This window comes from Saccharopolyspora antimicrobica (assembly GCF_003635025.1).
GTDB classification, from domain to species: domain Bacteria; phylum Actinomycetota; class Actinomycetes; order Mycobacteriales; family Pseudonocardiaceae; genus Saccharopolyspora; species Saccharopolyspora antimicrobica.
Genome location: NZ_RBXX01000002.1, coordinates 6,903,156 through 6,918,324, shown reverse-complemented (window position 1 = coordinate 6,918,324; position 15,169 = coordinate 6,903,156). Strand labels below are relative to the sequence as shown.

Below are 15,169 nucleotides of genomic sequence, written 5' to 3'. Positions count from 1 at the left end.
CCGGAGCGCGTCACAGCTGGTGAGCAGACAGAGGTCGCGGCCAGGCGCACCGCGGCAGGCTGGACGAATGGACAGGCGAACCGGATTCTCACCCATGGGATCGTCCGGGCAGTCCGTGTTCAATCGGCGCCATGAGCGCCACTTCGCTGACCGCCCAGGACATCGAGTTCCTCCGACGCCCCCTGCACGGGTTCCTGTCCGTGGCCGCGGGGCCGCTCCCGCCGCAGCCCCGGCCCGTGTGGTTCGAGGCCACCGATGAGGGCGCGATCCAGCTGTTCACCGGCCCGGACACGCTCAAGGTGCGCCGCTTGCGCCGCGATCCCCGGGCTTCGATCGTCGTCGCAGCTCCGGTGGGGGAGCGCGAGCGCTGGGTGTCGGTCGCGGGCCGCACCACGGTGGAACCCGACGGAGGACGCGACCTGTGCGCCCGCCTGTTCGCCCGCTACTGGGACCTCGCCGACCCGGCCCGCGCCGAGGAACTCGCCGGGATGCTCACCGAGGACTGGGTCCGCGTCGTCATCCACCCGCAGACCGTGCACCGCTTCCTGAACTGAGGGTTCACGGTGCGGTCAGGCCGATCCCGGCCGGCGCGTTCTCCTCGCCGCGCATCTGGCGCAGCACGGTCTCGTTGTCGAAGTAGATGCGCTCCGCGAGCAGCTTCCCGGGCTCCTCCGGGCGGAAGATGTAGAACGCGGCCAGTTCGAAGGACACCGGCCTGCCCGACGGCTGCTCCCCGCAGTACTCACCCCGGTGGGTGCCGACGATCGTCACTTCCCGCACGGAGGCGCCGGGGGAGTCGTACTCGGCGTTGACCGTGACCCGGAAGTCCGGGATGGCGTCGTCCAGGATCCGGTAGAAGTCCTGCACCCCGGCGAACCCCGCGTACCGGGTGCTCAGCGGGACGACGTCGTAGAACGCGTGCTCGTCCTGGACGAAGGTGCCGTACACGCGCGGCCAGTCGTGCGCGTTCTCCGCTTCGATGTGCTCGGCGATCGTGCGGCGCTGGGCCTCGATCCGCTGTGCATCGCTCATCGCCATGGCAACCCCCGCTGTGCCCGGCTGCGGTCCGACCTTCCGCACCCGAGACTACTCGCCGGGCCGCGCCCGGACGGGACAGCAGGAGCAGCGGGATGTGGCCAGGGCAGAAAGTCCCGGAATACGTACTCACTACGTAGTACTCCCGTCGGAACCGGGGCGCGGGCGGACCAGTCTGGAGTCCTACCGACAACGAGCCGACCCAGGACCCGCCGAGATGTACCAGCAATCCCCACCGAGCACCGCCCTCCAGCTCGGAACCCGCTCCCCCCACCGGCCGCACGTGTACCGGAACCTGCTCCTGGGCACGTGGATCTGCGATCAGCAGGGCACCAGGGCCAACCCCGGACCGGACACCGCCCGCACCGTGCACCGCACCCACTCCGACGCGGTGCGAGCGGCGACCGGCCTGATCCCCGCGCCGCGGCTCGGCGTCCGTCCCGAGGACCGAGCATGCAGCTGAGCCACTGCACCACCGAAGAGCTCGACGCCCGCGCGCGGCGCGCCGAGCACCAGCTGACCCTCGCCCGCCAGGCCAGGCAGTGGCACCTGGCAGACCGCTACCGCTGCGAAATGCGGGCCGTGGCAGCGGAGTACGACCGCCGGCTCGGCGGATCCGGCCCGCACCGCACCAGGGCGATGCTGCGCGCCGAGGTCGGGTGACCTCGGCTCAGCGGAGGTAGACCCGCTCCGGGTCGACCTCCGCGCGCAGCAGCCGGAGTTCGGCTTCGGTGGGCGGCTCGACGGTGGCCAGCTCGTCGGCCACCGCGAGGTCCCAGCCGGTGGCCGCGCGGACCTGCTCGACCGTGACGCCCGGGTGCGTGGCGACCAGGCGCAGCTCCTCGCCGACGCCGTCGCGGGCCAGGATGCCGAGATCGGTGATCACCCGCGTGACGCCCGCTCCGCGCGGCCGGATCCCGTCCCGCAGCGCCCGGTCCGGGCCCGGCGAGGTGCAGAAGTCGAGTTCGGCGGGCAGCGATCGCGGGTCGTGGCGGCGCATCACCACGAACACCTCGCGGGAGTTGGCCATCACCTCCATCGCGCCGCCCGAACCGGGCAGTCGCACCTTCGGCGCGTGCCAGTCGCCGATCACCGAGGAGTTCAGGTTGCCCCACCGGTCGATCTGCGCGGCACCGAGGAAACCGACGTCGATGCGGCCGCCCTGCAGCACGTAGCCGAACAGCGCCGGCATCGACAGCACCGCCTCGGACCCGGTGATCAGCACCGAGTCCGCGATGGTCTCCGGCAGGTGCGAGGGGTGCGCGCCGCACACCCCCGACTCGTAGACGATCTCGACGTCGGGCGCGACGGTCAGCTGCGCCAGCGACACCGCCAGGGTGGGCAGCCCGATCCCGGCGAACACGGTGTTCTTCCCGGCCAGCTCGCGCGAGGCGACCGCGGCGAGCAGCTCCGAGGACGTGACCGCCGCGGTGTTGGCTCCGGTGTTCAACTCGACTCCTCCTGCGCTGGTCGGCGTCACTGCCGACGTCCGTAGTTGACCGGCTCGCTCCACGCCTCGCCGACCGACAACCGCTGCTGGGCCTCGGTGCCGAGCTTGGCCAGGTACTCGGCGTGGTCCGCGGTGCCGCGGACCCACTCGTCGAGCCACCGCTGCAGCCGCTCGGGATCCTTGCTGATGTGCGACCAGCCGCGGTAGAAGTCGCCGTCGCGGTCGTAGTAGCCCTGCGCGAAGGCCGGGTGCGCGCCGCGCGGGCACTCGACCACCGCGTCCACCGCGTGCGCGGGCACGACGGTGCGGTTCGGGTCGGAGCGGATCACCTCGTCGGCCACCACCTCCTCGACCACCACGATCACCTTCCGCGCGGCGTAGGCGGCTTCGGCCTGGATGCCGGTCAAGCCCCAGATCTGGGTGTTGCCCGCCCGGTCGGCGCGCTGCGCGTGGATGATCGTGACGTCCGGGTTCAGCGGCGGCACCACGTAGATCTGCTCCGGCTCGCCGTCCGGGCCCGGGTAGGGCGAGGTGACCTTGCGGATGCCCGGGTTGACCGACGGCACGTCGCTGCCCGCGTAGGAGCGCAGCGGGTAGAACGGCAGCCGCTGGGCACCGGCCAGGTAGCGGCAGATCATCCCGTAGTGGCTGTACTCCTCGTACTCCAGCGGCTCGGGCTGCCCGGTCTCGATGCGGCGGCGCAGCTCGCCGAGCGAACCGGCGGTGGAGTTGCCCACGAACGACGACACCAGCTTGCGCACGCAGCCACCGGCGATCAGCTGGTCGGTGACGATGTCGGCGGTCATCCGCGCCACCGTGAGGTCCCGGCGGCCCTGCCGGATGATCTCGTGCCCGGCGGCGGTCGGGATCAGGTGCGTGAAGCCCTCCAGCGCCACGGTCGCCCCGTCGGTGACGTGGGCGGCGATGGCCTCCCGCATCGTCGTGGTCTTGTCCGGCCTGCGGACCGGCTCGGCGACCGGGTTGTGCATCGTCGGGGCTCCTCGGTTTTCGGTTCGGGTCGAGCTCACGCTGCCAGCCGCCATTGATAGCTGTCCAATACTGAATTAGTGTCGGATCAAGAGCGTTCACTGATGAATATGCCGAGGTCTGCCGTGGAGCTTCGCTACCTGACCGCGTTCGTCGCCGTCGCCGAGGAACTGCACTTCGGCCGGGCGGCCAAGCGGTTGCAGATGGCGCAGCCGCCGCTGAGCCAGCAGATCCGGCAGCTGGAGCGCGAGCTCGGCGTCCAGCTCTTCGAGCGCAACACCAGATCGGTGCGGCTGACCAGCGCGGGGGAGTCGTTCCTGGAGCCGGCCCGCGCGGTCCTCGACGACGTCGACACCGCGGTGCGCGCGGCCAAAGCCGCCGGTCGCGGCGAGTACGGGCGGGTCACCGTCGGCTTCGCCGGTGCCTCCAGCCACGAATCGCTGCCGCTGCTGACCCGCGCGGTGCGCGCCGCGCATCCCGGCCTGGACCTGGTGATGCGCGGGCAGACCTACGCCAACGTCGCGCTGGCCAAGGTCGCCGACGGCTCGCTGGACCTGGGTTTCGTCCGGCTCCCGGTCAACCAGCCCGGCGTGCGGACCCGGGTGATCGAGGTCGAGGAGCTGATCTGCGCGCTGCCCACCGACCACCCGCTGGCCCAGCAGGAGCGCATCGCGATCGAGCAGCTGGCCGACGAGCCGTTCGTCAGCTTCCCGGCCAACGCCGGATCCACCTTGCGCGACGCGCTGGTCAAGGCGTGCGTGTCGGGCGGCTTCAACCCGAGGGTCGTGCAGGAGGCGCCGGATTCCTACACGATCCTCGCGCTGGTGGCCGCGGGCGTCGGCGTCACGCTGACCCTGACCTCCTGCCAGCACATCCAGCAGACCGGCCTGATCTACCGGCCGCTGGCGGGCGAGCCGACCCGGATGCACGCGGCGCTGGCCTGGCGCACCGACAACGCCTCGGCGGCCCTGCGCACGGTCCTGGAGATCGCCGAGGAAGCGCTGCCCACCCCGGCCGCGCTCTGAACATTCCGGTCGAATGGGACCGGCCTGCACGGTGATCCACGCGGTGACCAGGCAAGACGCCGTCGATTGAGAGCCGTGGCGTCTTGCTGTCGCACCGATTCTGTATTGGACAGTCTTGGTGTGAGGTGAAACGGTTGCCCCCATCACATCGGGACGTGAGCGCGTGCTGAGCGCTCACCGGCACCGAAGCTTCAAGGGAGAATGCATGGGTGCGGTCAACGCGCGCGAGCAGAGCCGGACGGCCAACCGCGCCGGGATCGGGGCCTTCATCGGCTCGACGATCGAGTGGTTCGACTTCTACATCTACGGCACGGCGTCGGCCTTGGTCTTCGACAAGGTCTTCTTCCCGGAGCTCGACGGTGCGCTCGGCACCCTCGTGGCGTTCGCGACGTTCTGGGTCGGGTTCCTGGCCCGCCCGCTCGGCGGCATCATCTTCGGCCACATCGGCGACCGGCTGGGGCGGAAGAAGACGCTGGTCATCACGCTGCTGATGATGGGCATCGCGACCACCCTGATCGGCCTGCTGCCCGGCTACGCCCAGATCGGCGTGTGGGCGCCGATCCTGCTGGTGATCATCCGCATGGTGCAGGGCATCGGCCTGGGCGGCGAGTGGGGCGGCTCGGTGCTGATCGCCTCCGAGCACGCGCCCAAGGGCAAGTCCATCCTCTACGGCGCCTTCGCCCAGCAGGGCTCGCCGGTCGGCAACACCCTGAGCACGCTGAGCTTCCTGGCCATCAGCCAGCTGCCGGACGAGGCGTTCCTGGGCTGGGGCTGGCGCATCCCGTTCCTGGCCTCCGCGCTGCTGGTGCTGGTGGGCCTGTTCATCCGGATGCGGGTCACCGAGTCGCCGGCGATGGCCAACCTGATCGAGCACAAGAAGGTCGCCAAGCTGCCGGTCTGGGAGGTCGTGCGCTCGCACCCGACGCTGCTCGCGCTGGGCATCGGCGCCTGCACGATCGGCCTGTCGGCCACCTACTTCAAGTCGACCTTCGCGCTGTCCTGGGCCACCAGCACCCTCGAGTTCGACAAGAGCTCGTTCCTGACCATCATCCTGGTCGCCAACATCGTGCAGATCTTCGTCCAGCCCTTCGGCGCGGTCATCGCCACCAAGATGCGCAGCTGGTCCCGCGCGGTGACGATCATGCTGCTGCCCGAGGTGGTGCTGCTGCCGCTGATGTTCGTGCTGATCAGCACGAACGACTACGGCCTGGCGATGTTCGGCGTGGCGATCGCGACCATCCCGCACTGCCTGTACTACGCGGCGCTGGCGGGCATGCTGGCCAGCCGGTTCCCCGCGCACGTCCGCTACACCGGCATCTCGCTGTGCTACCAGCTGTGCGGCACGATCCTCGGCGGCACCACGCCGATCGTGGGCCAGTTCCTGCTGAACCTCTCCGGTTCCATCACCGCGGTGATCGCCTACGCGATCTTCCAGGTGCTGCTGACCCTGGGCTGCATGCTGCTGCTCCTGCGTCGCCCCAACCACGACGACCGCGCGCACGCCGAGAACGCGCGCGCCGAGGCCGTCCCGGCCTGATCCGACCGGTGCGGCTCCCCGCGCGAGGGGAGCCGCACCGTCCTGGAGGTTTCCATGCAGAACCCGCGCTGGGTGCGACGGCCCGAGGGCTCCAACTGGGGCGAGTTCGGTCCCGACGACAACCTCGGCCGGCTCAACCTGATCACCCCGGAGAAGGTGCGCGCCGGTGTCGCCGAGGTCGTCGAAGGCCGCAGCTTCTGCCTGAGCCTGCCGCTGGACCTGCCCGGCGGGACCGCGCTCAACCCCAACCGGTTCCCGCCGGTGCTGCGCCCGAACCTGCGCGCGGGCCAGGTCAACTTCAACTTCGGCATGGACCGGCTGCAGCCCGGCCGCACCGACGTGCTCTGCGACGACCTGGCCGTCCTGCACCTGCAGTACTCGACGCAGTGGGACTCCCTGGCCCACGCCGGAGCGATGTTCGACGCCGACGGCGACGGAGTGCCGGAACCGGTGTTCTACAACGGGTTCCGCGCCGACGAGCACGTGCTCGGACCGTCCGGAGTGGACGACGCGGGAACGGCGTCGCTGCACGACCGCAGCACCTCCACCGCAGGTCCGCTCGGGATCGACCACATGGCCCGCACCGCGGTGCAGGGCCGCGCGGTGCTGATCGACCTGCGCGCCCACCTCGGCGACGAGCGCACCCTGGTCGGCTACCAGCAGCTCGCCGAGATCATCGCCGCCGACGGGATCGTCGTGGAGCAGGGCGACATCGTCTGCCTGCACACCGGTTTCGCCGAGCAGGTCGTGGCGATGGGCGGTGACCCGGATCCCGAGGTACTGCACGGCTCCGGCGCCGTCCTCAACGGGCGCGACCCGGATCTGCTGCGCTGGATCACCGACTCGGGCCTGGCCGCGCTGGTCGCCGACAACTACGCGGTGGAGGCGTTCCCGGCCCCGGAGGCGCCGGTGCCCAGCGCGGTTCTGCCGCTGCACGAGCACTGCCTGTTCAAGCTCGGAGTGCACCTCGGTGAGCTGTGGCGGCTCACCCCGCTCGCCGAACACCTGCGAGCCCGCGGCCGCAGCCGGTTCCTGCTCACCGCTCCGCCGCTGAACCTGCCCGGAGCGGCCGGCTCGCCGGTCACCCCGGTCGCCACCGTCTAGATCAACGCGCCGGGACGTCCCGGTCGGCAAGGAAAGCACCGATGTCCAAGATCGCCAACTTCTTCACCGAGCTGATGCGCCGGTACCTGCCCGATCCGTTCGTCTTCGCGATCGGGCTGACCTTCCTGACCCTGCTGCTGGCGCTGACGGTGGAGGGCAAGGGCTTCATCGAGATCACCGAGGCCTGGGGCGACGGCTTCTGGAACCTGCTGTCGTTCACCACGCAGATGGCCGTCATCCTGGCGATGGGCTACGTGCTGGCCAGCGCCCCGGTCACCGACCGGGTGCTCAACGCGGTGGTCAGCCGGGTGCACTCGCCGCGCACCGCAGTGGCGGTGGCGACCCTGATCGGCTCTGTCGGCTCCTACCTGAACTGGGGCTTCGGCCTGGTCATCGGCGGGATCGTGGCGAAGAAGCTGGCGCTGAAGGTGCCCGGCGTGCACTACCCGCTGATCATCGCCGCGGCCTACAGCGGCTTCACCATGTACGGCCTCGGACTCTCGGCGACGATCCCGCTGACCATCTCCACCAGCGGGCACGCCCTGGAGAGCAAGATGGGCGTCATCGCGCTGGCCGAGACCATCTTCTCGCTGCCGATGCTGCTGACCGCGCTCGCGGTGCTGCTCACCCTGCCCGTCCTCAACGCGATGCTGCACCCCAAGCCGGGCCAGCCGGTCACGGAGATCGACCCCGCGCTGCACGTCGAGAGCAAGGGCAAGCCGTTGGAGATCGAGGACTTCGGCGCGGTCACGGTGGCCTCGCGGCTGAACAACAGCCGGGTCCTGAGCCTGCTGATCGGCGCGCTCGGCATGGTCTACGTCGTCGTGTACTTCATCCACGGCGGAGCCGCCGACCTGGACCTGGTGAACTTCTTCATCCTGTTCCTGGGCATCCTGCTGCTGGGCACCCCGGCGGCCTACGTCGCCAAGCTCGGCGAGGGCATCAAGACGATCTCCGGCATCATCCTCCAGTACCCGTTCTACGCGGGCATCATGGCGATCATGGCCGCCTCCGGCCTGGTCGGCACGATCTCGCAGGTGTTCGTGGACATCTCCACCCCGGAGACGCTGGGCTTCTGGGGCCTGATCAGCTCCTTCGTGATCAACTTCTTCGCACCGTCGGGCGGCGGGCACTGGGTGATCCAGGGGCCGTTCATGGTCGACGCGGCCAACGCGATCGGCGCCCCGATGCCGGACGTGGCGATGTCGGTGATGCTCGGCAACGCCTGGAACGACCTGGTGCAGCCGTTCTGGATCCTGCCCGCGCTGGCCCTGTCCCGGCTGCGCCTCAAGGACGTCATGGGCTACACGGTGATCATGATGTTCTGGGTCGGCCTGATCTACATCGCGGCGATCCTGCTGTGGGGATTCCTCGGCTGACCCGGGAGGGACGAAATGCCTTACTTCATCGAGACCTTCGACAAGCCCGGCCACCAGCAGGTGCGGCTGGACAACCGGCCCGCGCACCTGGCGTTCCTCGAAGAGCACAAGGAACTGCTGCTGGCCTGCGGCGCCAAGCTCGCCGACGACGGAGAAACGGCCTCCGGCGGGGTTTACCTGCTGGAGGTGGAAACCCGCGCCGAGGCCGAGGAGTTCATCGCGCGGGATCCGTTCGCGCTGGCAGGTTTGTTCGCCGAGGTGAAGATCATGCGGTGGCGCAAGGCCTACCTCGACGGCAGGGGATACCTGTGAGGCGTCGTGAGCGCCTGACCTGAGCAGGTCAGGCGCTCACGAGGACGGGCGGGCGCGGATCGCCAGGAAGCCGGTGGGTTCGCGGTGCAGCCGTTCGTAGCGCTCCGGGGAGATCGCCGCGGCGGCCTCGGTCGGTCGCGGTTCCCGCAGGCGCTCGATGAGGAACCCGGCTTCGAACAGCTCCTCGCAGGTCGCCTCCAGCGGTGTGGCCCAGTACCGCACCCGCCACCCGCGGCTCCAGATCTCCTCGATGACGCGCGATTCGAAGTAGTTGCCGCCGTGCCGAAGCCAGTCCCCGGTCGGGTGCGACCGCGAGAGCACCAGCGCACCGCCCGGCCGCAGCACCCGTCGCAGCTCCCGGAGCGCGGCCGGCCGGTCGTCCAGGTACTCCAAGGCGAGCGCGAACAGCACCAGATCGACCGAGGAATCCGGCAACCAGTCCAGCGGTTCGCCCAGATCGTGCACCCGGAATTCCCCCGACGGCGCGCGCTGCGCGGCGAGCTCGACCATCCGCGGACTGATGTCGCAGCCGACCACCTGCGCCCCGCGCGCGACGAGCTCGGCGGCGTAGAGGCCGGGTCCGCAGGCGACGTCGAGAACCCGCTTCCCCGCGACGTCACCGAGCAGCTCCAGACAAGCGGGCCGGTCGTAGTGGGCGTTGTGGAAGCCGTTCTCCGCGTGCTCGGCGAACTCATCGGCGAAGCGCTCGTACTGGGCGTCCCGCCCCACGGCATCGATCATTGCAGCGATCTTGCTACACCGGAGCACCGCCGGGCCACCGGATTTCCGGGCTTGACCTTGACACCGGTGTCAGCGCCTAGTGTCGTCGGCATGGGTGAGGCAACAGTGCAGATCGGGGAGCTGGCAGCGCGAACCGGCGTCAGCAGGCGTTCCCTCCGGTACTACGAGCAGCGCGGTCTGCTGCACAGCAGGCGCACCGAGGTCGGGTGGCGGGAGTACGACGAAGACGTCGAAGTCCGCGTGCGCAACGTCCACGAGCTGCTGTCGGCCGGGCTGACGGTCGAGGACGTCCGGCGGGTGGAGCCGTGCCTGGACCAGGCCGATCACTTCCCCTGCGACGGGGTGGACGAGGCGCTCGAGATCCACGAAGCACGTCTGGCCGTGCTCGACGAGCGGTTGGCCAGGATCCAGGAGCACCGGGACAGGCTGGCCCGCCGGGTGGAACGCTTGCGCGAGCAGCGGGAGGCGCAGCGGTGAAGATCGGCATCTCGACCTTCGCGACCGATGAGACCATCCGGCCGGACGTGCTGGCGAAAGCGGCGGAGGAGCGGGGGTTCGAATCGCTGTTCCTGGCCGAGCACTCCCACATCCCCAGGGGCACGACGCTGCCGGACGGATCGGCACCGGGCCGCGAGTACTACCGCGGGCTGGACCCGTTCCTGGCGCTGACCGCGGCGGCCTCGGCCACCGAACGGCTCCGGCTGGGCACCGGCATCGCCATCCTGGTGCAGCGCGACGTCATCCACACCGCCAAGGAGGTGGCGACCCTCGACCTGCTCTCGGGCGGGCGCGTGCTCCTCGCCGTCGGCGCGGGCTGGAACGAGGCTGAAATGCGCAATCACGGCGTCGATCCGCGCACCCGAGGGCGCCTGATGGACGAGCAGCTGGCGGCGCTGAAGGCCATCTGGACGGAGGAGGAGACGAGCTTCCACGGCGAGCACGTGAACTTCGGCCCGATCCACCAGTGGCCGAAGCCGGTCCAGCGGCCGCACCCGCCGATCTACATCGGCGGCCACAGCCGAGCCGCGCGCCGCCGGGTGATCGAGCACGGCGACGGCTGGTTCCCGCTGGTGGTCGCGCCGGAGGACGTCCAGGACATGCGGTCGGAGTTGGCCGCGCGAGAGCGCACCGGTGTCGTCATGAACGTGCCCGCCGACGAGAACGACCTGCCGAACCTGGACCGGTTCGCCGAGGCCGGAGCCGACCGCGCCACCTTCCACCTGGAAGCCCTGCCGGAGTCCGCGGCACTGCGGAAGCTCGACGAACTCGCGGCCCTGATCACCCGCTACTCGAGCTGAGACGCGAGTCCGACCTGGCTACTGACCGGTGAAGCTGGACACCACGGCAGCCGCGATGCTCAGCGCCACGGCCAACACGAGTGCCCTCGCAATGGACAGCCCTGGGACGACGCGGTGGCGGCTGGTCCGGCCGAAGGGGACGGGAAGCACGATGCCCGGCCAGCCGACGCGGTTGCTGCGGAAGACCGGGTACAGCGCATGGGCCAGCCGGTTCCGCACCCGGCGCAGGCTCGGGCGGATCGCGATCCGGCCCAGGTGCAGTTGCAGGAGCGCGTGGCGGCGGAACTCGACGAAATGCGGCGTCCAGTCACGGTCGAAGTAGATCAGCCCGTGGATCTGCTCCTTGTTCCGGACGGAGCGCTTGCGCGGGTCGGCGGGCAGACCCGCGCGGAAGTACATGTGGGTGCGCTCCCGGAAACGGGCGTATTCCTCGCGGTTGAGCGGGACGAGGACCACCAGTCGTTCCGGCGGCATCAGCGACGCCGCCTGTGCGAACTCCCACCGAAGGCCCTCGCTGTGTCCTGCCGAGATCAGCACCAGCGAGGCGCCGTGCATCAGGCTGAGCACTTCGGCCTGCCAGCGATGGAGATCCGGGCCGGGATCCGGTTCCGGTGGAACGTAGATGTGCGCGGGTCCCAGCACGGGCAGCGGATTGCCGGGGTTGCCGATCGCGACGAACGTGCCGAAACGGCGGACCGCGGTGGCCAGTTCCTCGAGGTACGAGCCTCCGGAGCCCAGGGCGGTCATAAGCGACCGGTACGGTGCACGCCGTTCGAGCAGGGCGTCGTGGGCGAACGACCGGAGGTACAGCACCGGCGGGGCGTAGCTGGTGTGCAACACCTCGCGCCCGTCCGCGGCGAAATGCTTCTTCCCCTGCATCGCCAGTCGGGCGCCGACCGCGCTGAGAACCAGGAACAGCGGGATGGAGAACACGTTCAGGTACAGCATTCCGGGAAACAGAATCCCCATCGCGAGCACACCGCATGCTGCACCCAGAGCCCGGTAGCGCCACCCGAGATCGCGGCGTGGCCCGGATTTCGGCGCGGACCACCGGATGCCCGGTGCCCAGTACCGCTGGGGTTCGAGGTGTTCGCCCCGTTCAGCGCTGTACCCGCGCCAGCCGAGGAAGGGCACCATGCCGGTCGCGGAGCCGATCCAGCCGGGAGCCAGGCCCCACTCCCCGGCACGCGCGGTGACGGCCTCGCGCACCTTCCGCACCACCGCTTCCGCCGGGACTTTCTCCTTTTCCTTCTGCCTGTCCGTGGGCTGGTACTTGCGCTCCACAGATGCGATCTCCGCCCTCAGCCGCTTCGCTCGTCGAGTGCCTGTCAACGGCAGCGACGCTCCCCACCAGACGGCGGCGGTTGCAGATGTGATGACCTCGAGGAACAGGAGGAGGACGGTCGCTTCCGACCCCCATTGCCAGACCGTCATCGTGAGCAAAGCGAGCGGGAGCAGCGCCCAGGTGGTCCATGTGAGGAATTCGCGTCCCGGGTAGCTGAGCCGGAATCCCGCGGACACCAGCCTGCGTCGCAAGCCGGCGGCGGTCTCGGTCCGGGTGAACGCCCTGGTCAGCGAGTGCAGGTTCGCATGGCTCGGCAACAGCTCGAGCACCTGCCGCTGCACGGGGTCCTGAACGCGCTGCCCGGCATCGGGCCGGGGGCGGAATTCGGTGGGATCGCCGGGATGGACGGTGACCGCGCCCGAATCCACCAGGCCCGCCAGCGCGGTCTCGACGACCCGGTCCGAATATCCGGCCACCTCGGCCACGTCGTAGGGCCCCAACGGAGGCGCTGTGCGGGTGATCGCCCTGGACTGCGCCCAGAAGTAGGCGCCCGCCCGGACGGCCGAAGCCGCGCAGAGCAGGACGGCGTACCCGGCCAGGTACGGCCCGGCTTCGATCGCTTCCGGCGAAAACCCCATGCGAACCCCACCACGCGCATCGCGTCCGGTGGATCCGGCGGACGACTCCGGTGTTCCCGCACCGGAGCATTCGTGGTCGAGCCCCCAGAGCTCGATACCGGTCCCCGCGACGGCTCGGCAGCCTACCGGCTCCAGCCGGGCCACGAACACCGAACCCGGCCGTCATCCGGGAAACGCCTCGGGGCGTAGAAGAACGGACCAGAACAGGGTAGGCGCTTCGGCCTAGCCGACGTTCGTGCTCCGGGTCAGCCAGTCGAGAACCTGCTGGGCGTGCGTGTTGGGCGGGAAGACGGGGTAGAAGACGTGCTCGATGCGACCGTTGGAGATCACCAGCGTGAGTCGCGAGTAGAGGCGGTCGTGGCCGGGCGCCTCGAAGGTCGGCAGCCGGAGCGCATCGGCCATCGCGAAGCCCGGGTCCGAGAGCATCGGGAACGGCAGGTGCAGTCGTTCGACGAGCTCGCCTTGGTACTCCGCGTCCTGGCTGGAAAGGCCGAAGACCTGTGAAACTCCGACTTGTCGCAGATCGGCGAAGTGGTCCCGGAAGCCGCACGCCTCCGCGGTACACCCGCGCGCTCCCGGGATGGTGTCCCACCCTTCAGGCAGGTCTGTGCCGGGACGCCCGCTCAGGGGGTAGCAGTAGATGATGGTCCGGCCGGGTGCGAGAGCGCTGAGGTCGATGTCCTGTCCATTGCTGGCGCTCAGGACGAGGGCAGGAAGCGACATACCGGCCAAGTGGTCGGCGGCTCCGTCGTCTTCGGGAGCGGGTAGGTCTGCGGGCAGGGCGGTGTAGTCGGTCATCGCGTTCTCCTTGGCGGAACTTCGAGCGGCGCCACGGTGCAGCCTGCGGATGAGCAGGTCGCGCCGGGCGGTGAGGGAGGCGATCATGCGATCCAGCTCGGCGATGCTGTCGCGGTAGGCGACCAGGGAGGGCACGCAGTCGTCGCTGTGCGCATGGCCGGCGCCCAGGCACTCGATGAACGGCCTCGCCCGGCTCGGCGGAATCCCGTTGGCGGCGAGCTCCCGGATCTCCTCGACCAGCCGCACGTGCGACTCGTCGTACCTGCGATAGCCGTTGGGCCTGCGAAGAGGAGTCACCAAGCCGAGCTGCTCGTAGTAGCGGATCGCCTTGATCGAAACCTGCACTCGCTGCGCGAGCTCGCCGATGCGCACCATCCACCTCCGAAGCCACGCTAAACCTTGCCCCAGAGGGCAAGGTCAAGGACGACCACCGAATCGGTCAGAGGCGGGCCAGCAGGGAGGCGGTCAGGGCTGCTCGTTCGGGGAGGGTGGCTGCGATGATCTGTTCGTCCGGGGCGTGGGCTCCGCGGCCGACCGGGCCCAGGCCGTCGAGGCTCGGTACTCCCAGGGATCCCGTCAGGTTCGTGTCGGCCGCTCCGGCCGCCGGGCGTCCCGCGACCTGCTGGCCGACCGCTCGTGCGGCGCGGGTCAGCACGTCGGTGAGGTCGGTGGACTCCGGTTCGGTCCACACTGGACGGCTGGTGAGGATGTCCGCGCTGACGGTCGTGCCGGGGCGGACGGGCGTCAAGCGCTGCAGCGCCGCCAGCGCGGAGTTCTCGGTCGCGGTGTCGGTGAAGCGCATGCCGATCTCGCACCACGCCTCGCCGGGCACCACGTTCGTGCGGCCGCCGCCCGAGATCGTGCCGACGTTGCACAGCATGGCCGGGTGCTCGGCGGCGATCCGGCGGACGACGAGCAGCTGGTCGATCAGCTCCTCGATGGCCGACGCGCCGTCCTCCGGGGCCAGCGCGGCGTGCGATTCCCGGCCCGTCACGCGGAGGCGGACGCGGGTGCTGCCCCAGCGGGAGGTCTTGACCGCGCCGTCGGGGTGCGGGGGTTCGAAGCCCAGCGCCGCGACCGCGTCGCGGCAGTGCTCGGCGACGAGTTCGCGCGCCGAAGGTGAGCCGACTTCCTCGTCCGCCACCAGGATCATCGTGATCGGCCGGTGGGCGCTGCCGCGCTGGGCGAGGAGTTCGACGGCCGTCTCGAAGACGACGAGGCCGCCCTTCATGTCGTACACGCCTGGTCCGTGGATGCGGCCGTCCTGCTCCAGCCACGGCACCGGGCCGTCGAGCGTGCCCGCCGGCCACACCGTGTCGTGGTGGCCGAGGCACAGGACCGGTCGGTCGTGCTGCTTGTCGCCGGTGCCGGGGAAGTGCGCGACCAGGTTGGCGCCGGTGGCGCTCGGATGCCGCTCGGTGCGGGCACCGAGCTCGGCGTAGCGCGGTTCCAGCAGATCGAGCAGCGCGTCGAGCGCGTCCGCACCTCCGCTCGGCGTTTCCAGCTGGACGTAGCGGTGCAGCCGGTCGCGCATCGGCTGGACGGGGAGCGTCTCGATCTGACTCACGGATACGAAACGT

The 15,169-nt window shown here is 70.1% G+C and carries 17 protein-coding genes; 10 read left to right on the top strand and 7 right to left on the bottom strand.

All coding sequences use genetic code 11. The features are described from left to right. Window positions 1-131 precede the first annotated feature (131 nt). On the top strand, window positions 132-554 hold the full coding sequence (locus ATL45_RS32805; RefSeq protein WP_093145869.1) for a pyridoxamine 5'-phosphate oxidase family protein: 423 nt from the start codon (window positions 132-134) through the stop codon (window positions 552-554). 4 nt (window positions 555-558) lie between these two features. Here the strand turns inward: ATL45_RS32805 and ATL45_RS32800 are convergent, their stop codons facing one another. Further along, window positions 559-1,032, bottom strand: a complete 474-nt coding sequence (locus ATL45_RS32800; protein WP_246025685.1) for an ester cyclase — start codon at window positions 1,030-1,032, stop codon at window positions 559-561. A gap of 220 nt (window positions 1,033-1,252) precedes the next feature. On the opposite strand from ATL45_RS32800, the gene ATL45_RS32795 reads away from it, so the two are divergent. Together ATL45_RS32795 and ATL45_RS32790 are read left to right on the top strand one after the other, a co-directional pair. After that, complete coding sequence (locus ATL45_RS32795) at window positions 1,253-1,498, top strand: hypothetical protein (protein ID WP_093145871.1); 246 nt, start codon at window positions 1,253-1,255, stop codon at window positions 1,496-1,498. After that, entirely contained in the window at window positions 1,489-1,698 is a 210-nt protein-coding gene (locus ATL45_RS32790; protein WP_093145872.1) for a hypothetical protein, read from the top strand. The genes ATL45_RS32795 and ATL45_RS32790 overlap by 10 nt, the downstream gene beginning before the upstream one ends. Window positions 1,699-1,705: 7 nt before the next feature. On the opposite strand, the gene ATL45_RS32785 is transcribed toward ATL45_RS32790, so the two are convergent. Both ATL45_RS32785 and ATL45_RS32780 read right to left on the bottom strand, forming a co-directional pair. Next, the gene (locus ATL45_RS32785) at window positions 1,706-2,485 is read right to left on the bottom strand and encodes a CoA-transferase subunit beta (RefSeq protein WP_093145873.1); all 780 of its coding nucleotides are present in this window, start codon (window positions 2,483-2,485) and stop codon (window positions 1,706-1,708) included. 26 nt (window positions 2,486-2,511) lie between these two features. Next, window positions 2,512-3,474 carry a CoA transferase subunit A gene (locus ATL45_RS32780; RefSeq protein ID WP_093145874.1) on the bottom strand — a complete coding sequence of 321 codons (963 nt, stop codon included), beginning with the start codon at window positions 3,472-3,474 and terminating at the stop codon, window positions 2,512-2,514. Window positions 3,475-3,597: 123 nt separating this feature from the next. Here ATL45_RS32780 and ATL45_RS32775 point away from each other — a divergent pair, with 123 nt between their 5' ends. From ATL45_RS32775 to ATL45_RS32755, 5 genes are all read left to right on the top strand, one after another. Next, window positions 3,598-4,497 (top strand): LysR family transcriptional regulator, encoded by a 900-nt coding sequence (locus tag ATL45_RS32775; RefSeq protein WP_093145875.1) that lies wholly within the window; start codon window positions 3,598-3,600, stop codon window positions 4,495-4,497. A 205-nt stretch (window positions 4,498-4,702) separates the two neighbouring features. After that, entirely contained in the window at window positions 4,703-6,034 is a 1,332-nt protein-coding gene (locus ATL45_RS32770) for an MFS transporter (RefSeq protein ID WP_093145876.1), read from the top strand. Window positions 6,035-6,088: 54 nt separating this feature from the next. Then, window positions 6,089-7,138, top strand: a complete 1,050-nt coding sequence (locus ATL45_RS32765; protein ID WP_093145877.1) for a cyclase family protein — start codon at window positions 6,089-6,091, stop codon at window positions 7,136-7,138. A gap of 41 nt (window positions 7,139-7,179) precedes the next feature. Beyond that, a complete protein-coding gene (locus ATL45_RS32760) occupies window positions 7,180-8,517 on the top strand; it encodes a short-chain fatty acid transporter (RefSeq protein ID WP_093145878.1) in 1,338 nt (445 codons plus the stop codon). A gap of 15 nt (window positions 8,518-8,532) precedes the next feature. Next, on the top strand, window positions 8,533-8,829 hold the full coding sequence (locus tag ATL45_RS32755) for a YciI family protein (protein WP_093145879.1): 297 nt from the start codon (window positions 8,533-8,535) through the stop codon (window positions 8,827-8,829). 36 nt (window positions 8,830-8,865) lie between these two features. On the opposite strand, the gene ATL45_RS32750 is transcribed toward ATL45_RS32755, so the two are convergent. Beyond that, window positions 8,866-9,570: a class I SAM-dependent methyltransferase gene (locus ATL45_RS32750; RefSeq protein WP_093145880.1), complete on the bottom strand. Its 705-nt coding sequence runs from the start codon at window positions 9,568-9,570 to the stop codon at window positions 8,866-8,868. Between the two features lie 90 nt (window positions 9,571-9,660). Here ATL45_RS32750 and ATL45_RS32745 point away from each other — a divergent pair, with 90 nt between their 5' ends. Then, on the top strand, window positions 9,661-10,047 hold the full coding sequence (locus ATL45_RS32745) for a MerR family transcriptional regulator (protein WP_093145881.1): 387 nt from the start codon (window positions 9,661-9,663) through the stop codon (window positions 10,045-10,047). Beyond that, the gene (locus tag ATL45_RS32740) at window positions 10,044-10,868 is read left to right on the top strand and encodes an LLM class F420-dependent oxidoreductase (protein WP_093145882.1); all 825 of its coding nucleotides are present in this window, start codon (window positions 10,044-10,046) and stop codon (window positions 10,866-10,868) included. The genes ATL45_RS32745 and ATL45_RS32740 overlap by 4 nt, the downstream gene beginning before the upstream one ends. A gap of 18 nt (window positions 10,869-10,886) precedes the next feature. Here ATL45_RS32740 and ATL45_RS32735 read toward each other — a convergent pair whose 3' ends face one another. The 3 genes from ATL45_RS32735 to ATL45_RS32725 form a co-directional block, all read right to left on the bottom strand. Continuing rightward, entirely contained in the window at window positions 10,887-12,791 is a 1,905-nt protein-coding gene (locus tag ATL45_RS32735; RefSeq protein WP_093145883.1) for a TIGR04222 domain-containing membrane protein, read from the bottom strand. 222 nt (window positions 12,792-13,013) lie between these two features. Beyond that, window positions 13,014-13,964, bottom strand: a complete 951-nt coding sequence (locus tag ATL45_RS32730; protein WP_211841352.1) for a redoxin family protein — start codon at window positions 13,962-13,964, stop codon at window positions 13,014-13,016. 64 nt (window positions 13,965-14,028) lie between these two features. Further along, entirely contained in the window at window positions 14,029-15,156 is a 1,128-nt protein-coding gene (locus tag ATL45_RS32725) for a M20/M25/M40 family metallo-hydrolase (protein WP_246025684.1), read from the bottom strand. Window positions 15,157-15,169 lie beyond the last annotated feature (13 nt).

What these genes read in the sequence shown, in the direction of transcription:
- ATL45_RS32805 (WP_093145869.1), top strand. Translation starts at nt 132, where the DNA reads ATGAGCGCCACTTCGCTGACCGCCCAGGACATCGAGTTCCTCCGACGC.
- ATL45_RS32800 (WP_246025685.1), bottom strand. Translation starts at nt 1,032, where the DNA reads ATGAGCGATGCACAGCGGATCGAGGCCCAGCGCCGCACGATCGCCGAG.
- ATL45_RS32795 (WP_093145871.1), top strand. Translation starts at nt 1,253, where the DNA reads ATGTACCAGCAATCCCCACCGAGCACCGCCCTCCAGCTCGGAACCCGC.
- ATL45_RS32790 (WP_093145872.1), top strand. Translation starts at nt 1,489, where the DNA reads ATGCAGCTGAGCCACTGCACCACCGAAGAGCTCGACGCCCGCGCGCGG.
- ATL45_RS32780 (WP_093145874.1), bottom strand. Translation starts at nt 3,474, where the DNA reads ATGCACAACCCGGTCGCCGAGCCGGTCCGCAGGCCGGACAAGACCACG.
- ATL45_RS32770 (WP_093145876.1), top strand. Translation starts at nt 4,703, where the DNA reads ATGGGTGCGGTCAACGCGCGCGAGCAGAGCCGGACGGCCAACCGCGCC.
- ATL45_RS32765 (WP_093145877.1), top strand. Translation starts at nt 6,089, where the DNA reads ATGCAGAACCCGCGCTGGGTGCGACGGCCCGAGGGCTCCAACTGGGGC.
- ATL45_RS32760 (WP_093145878.1), top strand. Translation starts at nt 7,180, where the DNA reads ATGTCCAAGATCGCCAACTTCTTCACCGAGCTGATGCGCCGGTACCTG.
- ATL45_RS32755 (WP_093145879.1), top strand. Translation starts at nt 8,533, where the DNA reads ATGCCTTACTTCATCGAGACCTTCGACAAGCCCGGCCACCAGCAGGTG.
- ATL45_RS32750 (WP_093145880.1), bottom strand. Translation starts at nt 9,570, where the DNA reads ATGATCGATGCCGTGGGGCGGGACGCCCAGTACGAGCGCTTCGCCGAT.
- ATL45_RS32745 (WP_093145881.1), top strand. Translation starts at nt 9,661, where the DNA reads ATGGGTGAGGCAACAGTGCAGATCGGGGAGCTGGCAGCGCGAACCGGC.
- ATL45_RS32735 (WP_093145883.1), bottom strand. Translation starts at nt 12,791, where the DNA reads ATGGGGTTTTCGCCGGAAGCGATCGAAGCCGGGCCGTACCTGGCCGGG.
- ATL45_RS32730 (WP_211841352.1), bottom strand. Translation starts at nt 13,964, where the DNA reads ATGGTGCGCATCGGCGAGCTCGCGCAGCGAGTGCAGGTTTCGATCAAG.